Origin of the sequence: Synechococcus sp. WC101, assembly GCF_047461555.1 — a bacterium.
Classification (GTDB): domain Bacteria; phylum Cyanobacteriota; class Cyanobacteriia; order Thermostichales; family Thermostichaceae; genus Thermostichus.
On the sequence record NZ_JANSHG010000216.1, the window covers coordinates 1 to 3,070 of the forward strand.

The window sequence follows — 3,070 nt, forward strand, 5'->3', positions numbered from 1 at the left end:
ACCCCGGCCAGTGGGTACAAATTCAACGGGCTCACCTGCCGGCCAAGCTGCTGATCCTAGAAAAGGACCTCTCCTACTTCCGCACCCTGCGAGAAAAACTGCAGTGGGCCGGCAGCCGCATCTACATCCCCACCACCAACCACCGCCCGGAAGGGGGATAAAGGGATCCTAAAGTTGGGGAGCTAGAGTAGCGGAGTTTGACTCCCCTGGAATCCTCTCCCATGAGCCTCAGACTTTACCTACTCAGACACTTTTCCAGCAGTTCAACCTAAAGCTTTAAAGAGATCCGCGACTCAAGCTTTCCAAACGCTCCCCGACGGATTCCGCTATCAAAATGAGTCTGAGGTTCACTCAATTGGGATAAATTGCAGCAGGGATCCCGTGTGGATGAGATGGGCCGGGGCAGATTTTCCATCCTGGCCGGGATGGGCCAGCAGCACACAGCGATCTTGGGGGGTGAGGTTAAACCCGACAGAGGGATCAGGCTCTCTTTTCAGTTGAGAATTGAGTTGCGGATCCCCGACAAACGTCAGTTGAGCCAAGAGGGCCAATAGGCAATCTAGATGGGCCAAATCCGTTCCGAAAGGAGTCCGCTCCTGCAAGGTGGCCAACGCCACCGGGTGGCCTTCCCGGATGAGATAGGTGAGGATCCCGGCACAGCGCTCTACGGCCCGCTCCAGCTTGTTGCGATGCGCTTCAGGGCCTTCTCCCCGCGGCTGCCAGCGGTTTTCAAAACAGAGGACAATGGCCTGGGAACGGGGACGCTCCAGCTCGCGCACGACCAGTTGATCCCGTTTGGCCGAGATCTTCCAGTGCACCGAGCGCACATCATCTTGGGGACGATAAGGCCGCAAGCTGAGATAGTCCCCCTCCTGGCCCGGCTGAGGGCGCAACCGGCTGCCGCCGCTGAACTGATCCGGCAGCAGCAAACCCTGCACAGGGGCAGGCCGAGGAAACACGATCACCGTCTGCGCATCCTCAATTTCCACTGCCTTGCGGAAGAGTTCAAAGGGAAAGCTGGTGGCAATTTCAAAGCCCTGCAGCCGCCACGCCCCTCGCCGTGAAAAAGTGTGCTGATAGAAGGTATCTAGCTTGGCGCCGGGATCCAAGCGCAAAACGTAGCTGGAAGGCCAATCGGCCCGCCTGAGCCCCTCAATGCGCTCGCTGACCTGTAGGGAAAAACTGGGCAGGCGCCGTTTGCGGTTGACCAGCGTCAGCCCCACCAAGACCGGCTGGCCGGCAAAAATGCGGCTGGGCAACTGCCGGCTCACCTCCAGATCTTTGAGGGTAAGCTCGGAGAGCATGCCGCTGAGGAGAATGAGGCTGAGCAGCATCCCCAGCACCAAGTAAAGGGGATTGTTGCCGGTGTTGAAGGCGGCAATGCTTACCAGGAGGGTGATCCCAACAAACCGCCCCCCGATGCGGGTAAAGCGGAAGCGGCGCAGAAAACGAACCCGCTGCCTTGAGGACAACTGGGGAGGGCGGATCCCCAACTTCCGCGGCCACTGCAACGATTGCAGGAGTTGAAGTGCCGTTTGGCTAAGTTTCAATAACATTTGCCTGCCTCCTCTGCAGCCCTGTACCGCTAATTCTTGCTCCCCAACCCTCCGCGCAAGAATACCCGTATCTTGCAGCGTAAAGGGATCAGGCACTAGGAGCAGGTTTGTTCGGTGAGGATTTGGGCAATGGCCGCAGCCACCCGCTCCTGTTGTTGGAGAGTCAACTCAGGAAAACAGGGCAAGGACAACACTTGAGCAGCACAGAGCTCAGCATTGGGCAGATCCCCAGGTTTGTACCCCAACTTTTTGCGGTACACCGGCTGCAGATGCAGCGGGATGGGGTAGTAAACGCGGCTGGCAATGCCCCGCTCCTGCAACTGCTTTTGCAACCGGTCGCGCCGCCGCGAGTCCGTCGAGTCGGAACCAGGCACCCGCACCGTGTACTGGTGCCACACCGAGTTGCCCCCCACCGCCACCTGGGGCAGGATCAGCCCAGGGATCCCCTGCAACAGGCGGTGATAGGACTCGGCAATCCCCTGCCGCCGCCAGTTCCACTCCCGCAGGTGGGTCAACTTAACCGACAGGATCACGGCTTGCAGCGCGTCGAGGCGGCTGTTGAGGCCGATGTGCTCATGCTGGTATTGGCGAGTCTGGCCGTGTTCTTTAAGAATGCGAACCTTGCGGGCCAATTGTGGATCCCGGGTCACCACCGCCCCACCATCCCCTGCTGCCCCCAAGTTTTTGGTGGGAAAAAAGCTGAAGCAGCCGATATCTCCCCAGGTTCCCACCGGCCTGCCCCCCCAACAGGCCCCCACCGCCTGGGCGCAATCTTCTATCACGGCCAACCCATGTCGCCGCGCGATGGCCAGAATCTCGGTCATGTTGGCCGCCTGGCCGAACAGATGCACCGGGATCACCGCCTTGGTGCGGGGGGAAATGCTCTTTTCCAGAAGCTGGGGATCCAGGTTAAAAGTGCAGGGATCCACATCCACAAACACCGGCCGTGCCCCCACCAAGTCGATAGCCTCGGCGGAGGCAAAAAAGCTAAAGGCAGTGGTGATCACCTCGTCACCTGCTTGGATCCCAAGGGCGCGCAAGGCCAGCACCAAAGCATCGGTGCCGGAATTGCAGCCAACAGCCTCCAGGTCCCCGCCGCCAAGAAACCGGGAGAATAGCTCCTCAAAACGCCGCACCGCCTCTCCCCCGATGTACTGGCCTGAGGCCAGCAACGCCTCCACCTCGGGCAGAAGGGTTTCAGCCAGAGCGCGGTATTGCAAGGTCAAGTCCAGCAGCGGAATAGGCTCATCCGTCACGGTGCTGCCTTTTGGGAAGGTAGCGGCCACAGCCCATTATCGAGGATGAGAGCTTTCGACACTCCCACCAACTAAAGAAAGCTGGAGAATTCTTACCCAGTCCGTTGCTGGACTCGTAAAGGCGTTGTCAAGCCGCCTCTAGACAGCTCTCACAGCCCTGTCCCGCTAGCGCAAGCAAGGACATAATGCCAAGGCTCTGCTTGGTTTGTCTTGCTTAGCTGCCGGCTAGGTTTTTCACGAAGGTAGGTCAGTATGTAC

At 59.3% G+C, this 3,070-nt stretch carries 2 protein-coding genes; both read right to left on the bottom strand.

All coding sequences use genetic code 11. The features are described from left to right. Positions 1 to 347: 347 nt before the first annotated feature. Entirely contained in the window at positions 348 to 1,556 is a 1,209-nt protein-coding gene (locus tag NW809_RS11605) for a DUF58 domain-containing protein (protein WP_099812889.1), read from the bottom strand. A 95-nt stretch (positions 1,557 to 1,651) separates the two neighbouring features. After that, a complete protein-coding gene (locus NW809_RS11610; RefSeq protein WP_011431076.1) occupies positions 1,652 to 2,812 on the bottom strand; it encodes a DegT/DnrJ/EryC1/StrS family aminotransferase in 1,161 nt (386 codons plus the stop codon). Positions 2,813 to 3,070 lie beyond the last annotated feature (258 nt).